This is a genomic window from Aestuariirhabdus haliotis, from assembly GCF_023509475.1.
Classification (GTDB): Bacteria; Pseudomonadota; Gammaproteobacteria; order Pseudomonadales; family Aestuariirhabdaceae; genus Aestuariirhabdus; species Aestuariirhabdus haliotis.
In genome coordinates this window covers 1-5,428 of the sequence record NZ_JAKSDZ010000079.1, presented here as the reverse complement: position 1 = coordinate 5,428, position 5,428 = coordinate 1, and the positions used below count along the sequence as shown (strand labels likewise).

General features: G+C 38.6%; 3 protein-coding genes. 1 reads left to right on the top strand and 2 read right to left on the bottom strand.

The genetic code is table 11. The annotated features are described in order from the left end of the window. The first annotated feature begins 628 nt into the window (after nt 1-628). Nucleotides 629-1,495: a DUF6731 family protein gene (locus tag MIB40_RS19135; protein WP_249697110.1), complete on the top strand. Its 867-nt coding sequence runs from the start codon at nt 629-631 to the stop codon at nt 1,493-1,495. Nucleotides 1,496-1,559: 64 nt separating this feature from the next. Here the strand turns inward: MIB40_RS19135 and MIB40_RS19130 are convergent, their stop codons facing one another. Together MIB40_RS19130 and MIB40_RS19125 are read right to left on the bottom strand one after the other, a co-directional pair. Further along, nucleotides 1,560-4,061, bottom strand: coding sequence for a DEAD/DEAH box helicase (locus MIB40_RS19130; protein ID WP_249697109.1), 2,502 nt, complete (start codon nt 4,059-4,061; stop codon nt 1,560-1,562). Further along, nucleotides 4,058-4,951 carry a HamA C-terminal domain-containing protein gene (locus tag MIB40_RS19125; RefSeq protein ID WP_249697108.1) on the bottom strand — a complete coding sequence of 298 codons (894 nt, stop codon included), beginning with the start codon at nt 4,949-4,951 and terminating at the stop codon, nt 4,058-4,060. The genes MIB40_RS19130 and MIB40_RS19125 overlap by 4 nt, the downstream gene beginning before the upstream one ends. Between the last annotated feature and the right edge of the window lie 477 nt (nt 4,952-5,428).

Below are 5,428 nucleotides of genomic sequence, written 5' to 3'. Positions count from 1 at the left end.
AGTCCGGCCTCTGGTACCATACTCAAGAGCCTCGTCATTTGACGGGGCTTTTTTGTATCTGAAATTCACCCCAGAAAAACTCAGGGGATTCGCTTTCCATATACCTCGGCCCACCTTAACGGGTGTGCCGGTTCGAGTCCGACCTCTGGTACCATACTCAAGAGCCTCGTCATTTGACGGGGCTTTTTTGTATCTGGAATTCACCCCAGAAAAACACAGGGGATTCGCTTTCCATAGACCTCGGCCCGCCTTAACGGGTGTGCCGGTTCGAGTCCGGCCTCTGGTACCATACTCAAGAGCCTCGTCATTTGACGGGGCTTTTTTGTTTGCGATAAATCTCCGAGCTCAGGTCAAGAAAAACACAGGGGATTCGCTTTCCATATACCTCGGCCCGCCTTAACGGGTGTGCCGGTTCGAGTCCGGCCTCTGGTACCACACTCAAGAGCCTCGTCATTTGACGGGGCTTTTTGTACCTGGAATTCACCTTTGAAAACATAGGGGATTGACAGTTTGCTTCCGCTCCTTAGCTGTATATATAGACAGTTTTTATTGACTAAACTAGGGTGATATATAAAGATATTATGCTGCAAGTCTGCCCGAATAACTCCTTTAGGGATGAAAGAATGTCATGAATAAGCTAAAAAAGAGTATAACTGTCCGATTCTTCGCTATTGATGCAGAAGGCTCTTTTTTTTCTGAGTTTGTTTCTAATTATCGGGCTAACCAAAGTGCTGAGAATAAAGCCCGGATTATAAGTATTCGAAACAAGAAGCAGCTAGTGAAAACTTCAAAGGTTACTCAACAATCGGATTTGGATGTATTTCGTACCACAGTAGTTAGAGAAAGAAATACTTGGCAAACTAAAGCTACAAGTGATGGAAAGATCAACTCAATCGCGCTTAATCAAGGAATTATTGGTGACCCATATTTCTTCTCGGTTGTCCCAGAACTAAAAATAATTGTTGGCTTCACTACAGGCCCAAGCGTCAGCTTGAAAAGTGTGGGGACATCTCTGTTGGAACAGTTTAATAGCAATCGATCTGCAAAAATTAAATTAGAGCTTATTTCTAAAGAAAAAGAATTTTCTCGACTGGCGGAAATTGTTGATTACAGTAGTTTACATTTTAAAATTGGTACTTCGTCGCTATCGGAAGTCTCCGACACTGCTCCTCAACTAATCCGTGACCTAAGTAGCGCTCCATACCTTGAAAGCAATATGCAGTTAGCTTTAGATTTTTCTATAAGCGAGGAGAGCGATACTGGGCTCTCAAAAGAAAATGTCATTGAAATTGTAAACTACCTATCGAATCATGATGATTGCACAGTGTTGAAGGTTAAAGGAAAAAATGACGATGGTTCCTTGCTTCACCTAGATTTTGGTGATGCATTCTTTATATATAAAACTGATATTTCGACACGCCATAAATTTATAGATGAAAAATCAGCTTATAGTATTTTAGAAGAAGCAATCATTTACTATGTACAAGAAAAATAACCCATCAACGCCGATATTGAGGGTTATTCGTATTCTTTTAAACTGTTGAGCTATCTGAAATAGCTTATTTTGACATTGATAATAATTCCTTCCTTGTGATCGGGTGAATGTCTTCTAGATTTCCATTTTCAATTAGTTTCAACAAATAATTCAATGATTCTATGCTGATGTTATTTGCTAGTTTTTCACTAATTTCTTTGGCTGATTCGCGAGATAGGCCAATGCTAATTAGCTCGATCATCCGCTCGTCGCTGGCACCAATTTCCATATAGGTATGTAACTTTGTATTTGATAGCTCAATGTTCTTGAGCGTGAGGACGGTTGATAACAAAACTTGGTAACACCGCAATGCATTTGCCATCCTAAATGTGATGTCGTTGTTAATTGCTTTGATAACATCTCTGACAGCTTTGTTGGGATTTATTTCTTTCTCATCAGTTTTATTGCTTTCCATCCAGAAAATTTGTTCAGATATTATGCTTTTTAAGCTGTCACCCTGAATCCATTTAACCGCGATGGTACACATGTAACCAATGGAGTATTCACCTGTTGGAATATATACGCCAAAATTCTCTAACTGAGAGCATACTTTAAAAAGTGTTTTATACAAATCCGATGATTTTGGGTGGGGTAAAGTCCATTTATCTAAATCTTCTAGATTATTTAAAAACTTAAATAATTTGTTCTGCTGAATATATCCAATTGTTGGACTGGCTTCCAAGGTGAATGGAGCTACATTCAATTCTTGGTGTGCTTTTTGGGCGACACTAAATAAAGTGGATTTCTCTTCTTCAGACAGCGTTAGTTCTGGAGCATTGAGTGTTTTATTGAAGTTACCTTCAGCTATTTCTTTGATCAGTTTATTTGCAATGGTATAGAACTTATACTGGCTGTCTTCGCTATGTTCGTAAAGGCCTTGCAGAGCTAATATAACTGACTGGAGATCCTCATTTATAGCTTTGAAATAAGTTGGGATTTTTTCCTCAACCCCATCTGTTTCATCGAAATAGTCTTGGACTTGCCATTCGTCGGGCTCAATAATAAATATATTCCCTGCGAAATGCTCAAGCATTCTTCCTGCTCTGCCCGTAATGTTGTTAATTTTTACGTCTTCTAGCCTTACTGGTGCTCCGACGCCCTGCGGTTGCATAGGTTTATATAAGAATAGATTTTTTGCGGGCAAGTTAACGCCTTCAGCTAGAGTGCTCGTGCAAGCAATAAACTTAATCTGGTTATCTTTAGCCAGATTTTCGATCATTACCCTTATAGAGCTCGGTAGTGGACCATAGTGAAAGGCTACTCCTTTTCTTAGGTTGTCAGCCAAAGAAAATCGGTCGTGAATAAATTCTTCCACATAGTCAGCCGCTTCTTCTAATTCTGGTGTTGTTTCATATTCTTCTATTTTGTCGGCTATTTTTTGTGCCATGTCCTCACAGTAATTTGTTTGATTCCTGTAAATTATATTGCTGCTTTTTTGTCCAAATTTCATTACGATGTCGGACAGGTTCTTTCCTGTAAATCCCTTTGGAATTATAACTTCGTTGTTCGTATTTAATCTTCGGATTTTTAGTTTTCTACCAGCTGGTTTTACTTCTATAAGAATCTTTGCGACAGGAGATAATGATGTGATGTCTTTTTTGAAATCTATTTCACTGAAAATAGTCGAAAATGAATTTTGATAATTTGGTGATGGCATGCTGATTATGACTTGAGGAAGGCTGTCTTCTAGAATTTTCTCTATGGTAAGGTGAAGCAAAACACCTCTGCTTTCATCAGTTATATTGTGAGCTTCATCAATAAATAAGTAGTTAAAGGTTAAGTCGCCGCTTTGAAGCGCGTCAAATAGCCTTTCTTGCGTCATTACAAAAAAAGTTTTCTCTGCGTACCCGTCTTCTTTGGGGATGGTGCATATCTCTATTTCCTTTTCGTACTCTTGCTCTTTGGCTATTTCATACAGCTTGCTTGCTACCTCAGAAATCAGTGCTCTTGTAGGGACTACAATTGCTGCAAAAGCTCCGTCGCTTTCAATTATTTCCCTGATTAAGTAACTCAGGATAATATGTGTTTTTCCGGCTGATGTAGGAGCAACAGTTATTACATCTTCGTCCGAAGTTAAATCTTCCCAAAGGATTCTTTGGAAATCAGTTAGTGGAAAAGATAGGTGGTCGACTGTATTTAATTCCTGTCTAAACTCATCCTCAGCCTCGGAGAGGAAGCTATATTTAAAGTTTAATTCAGGATAAATATCAGAAAGAAGCTTTACATTTGGAAAGTCGCCAACAGAAGAGAAAATTCTATTTGCTATAGATAATATACCAGGGTATGAGTCGCCACAAACTTCTATGAGCATAGATAGTATTGCGGCTCCTTCTCTTCTGAATTTAGGTTTGTTTATTTTGTATAGATACTGTGCTATTAAAATTAATTGCTTTACATGATCCCTGTCTATTTCATTTTCATCATCCACCATCTTAAATATGTATGAGCGAAACAAAGCGCTGCTTGCTGTTTTGTAGATGTCGCTAGCAAGGGCTTTGATAGATAGCTTTTCGATAAATTCACTCATGCTTTTATGTCCATATAATTGATAAATTTCTTAACGAGATCGTCAATGCAATTAAACGGAAGGATCATTAATACTGTTTTATCTATGCCCACCTCTTGCTTCTCAATTTTTGAGTAAAAATCTCCAATGTAATCGCCAGCTAAATCAATATATTTTTCTTCAAAGTCTTCAGGTTTATTTAGATATAAATCTGGTTTTGCGAACCCAATAAAGCATGAGTTGTGCAGATGTTCATCAAAACTAGTGTTATTAAGAGGGTCTAGTATTTCGAGTAGATATTGTTCCAAGCCCTCATCGAGATTGGGGAAATCCATATCGCTTTCTATTAAGTCAAACTCTTCTTGGTACTTATCTTCTGCCATTTTTATAGATTTGGCAGCATCAGTTGCTGCGGATTTGAAATCCTTGTATAGCTTAGATTCGCCTAGAAACAGTTTGAATTTACCATCGTAAAACTGACCATGAACGCCATCCGCCCCAAAAACTGGCATCTTTCTAGAGGTTTTTGTTGATATTTTGCTCAATAGTTTTGGGGCATCCAGATAGACATCAAGTAATGTGAATAAAATAAGCTCGCCCAGCTCTCCTTGGGCAGTATGTTGGCTTAGTTTTCGAATAGCTTTATCAAATAGCTTTTGTGCTGCTCCTTCTTTTTTTATGCCCAACTGCTTTTCAATTTCTGAGCACTTAAGAACAAAATTAGCCATGATTCCGCTTTTCACAGCCGAGAAAAACTGATTTAGAGAATCAGGGCTACCACTTTCAGGAAGGTAAATCAGAAGGGTTTCTACACTTCTCTCATCTGCCAATTGAAAGTTGACTTCTACTTTCTTTAGAACAGCAAACAATTCGTCTTTGTTAAGTAGTTGGGCTTGGAGTCGTTTTTCCATATATGTTCTTAATTATCCCTGTTAAACATCACGCTCATCGTTTCTCCGATTACGACAGATTATGAACTATGAGGATCTTATGTATCTAAAAACCTTCTTTGCTAACTGAAAGGTTTTTCGTAGTTTCAATATGATCATTACCTGATCATACCTCCATCAACTAGGTGAATAATCAAGCGCTACAGAAATTCGGGCCCGTGGTCACTCATTAAGCAGATTAGGTCAAACTGAACGTAAGACTCTCTCCTGATTAAACAGTCCCTAAAATTCTAATACATAGAGCATACCTTTAATTGGCACGAAAGTGCACACCCATTAAGAGTCATGAACTCTGGGATCTTACCTTGCATTTCACAGGAACACCTTCGGGGTCAACACCTTCGGGGTCAGGCCTAATAAGATGACTCGCCTCCCACCCTAAACTAGGCTGAAGGTGACGAAACCCAAGAGGCGAATCATCATGAATATTCAAACACT

Bases quoted from the DNA above. Each gene is read 5' to 3' on its own strand.
- MIB40_RS19135 (WP_249697110.1), top strand. From the start codon at position 629: ATGAATAAGCTAAAAAAGAGTATAACTGTCCGATTCTTCGCTATTGAT.
- MIB40_RS19130 (WP_249697109.1), bottom strand. From the start codon at position 4,061: ATGAGTGAATTTATCGAAAAGCTATCTATCAAAGCCCTTGCTAGCGAC.
- MIB40_RS19125 (WP_249697108.1), bottom strand. From the start codon at position 4,951: ATGGAAAAACGACTCCAAGCCCAACTACTTAACAAAGACGAATTGTTT.